A 431-nucleotide genomic window follows, 5' to 3' on the forward strand; every position below is an offset into this window, starting at 1 on the left:
TCATCGCCTCTGACTGCCAGGGCATCCACCGTGTACGCTTATTCGCTTAACCTCACAACCCACAGACGTCTTAGACGCTGTAGACTGTAAAAGTCTTTGAGAGACTCCGAATCATTATTCATGATTCAGTGTTTTCAATTTATCAGCTTGTTTCCAGATTTTTAAAGAGCAATATCTCAAACACGACTCGTAAGTCATCTTTAAGATATTTTTGGCGGCGACTTTCACTCACAAACCAGCAAGTGGCGTCCCCTAGGGGATTCGAACCCCTGTTACCGCCGTGAAAGGGCGGTGTCCTGGGCCTCTAGACGAAGGGGACAATAGTCTGCTTCGCAAGACGCCTTGCTTCTTTACTTTCATCAGACAATCTGTGTGAGCACTACGCAGTCATGTATCTTATAGGTAAGGAGGTGATCCAACCGCAGGTTCCC

General features: G+C 47.1%; 1 tRNA gene. It reads right to left on the reverse strand.

From position 1 onward, the window contains the following. Positions 1-243: 243 nt before the first annotated feature. Positions 244-319: transfer RNA gene (locus HGT73_RS14650), tRNA-Glu, on the reverse strand. Positions 320-431: the final 112 nt, after the last annotated feature.

This window comes from Rosenbergiella australiborealis, from assembly GCF_018494035.1.
GTDB classification, from domain to species: domain Bacteria; phylum Pseudomonadota; class Gammaproteobacteria; order Enterobacterales; family Enterobacteriaceae; genus Rosenbergiella; species Rosenbergiella australiborealis.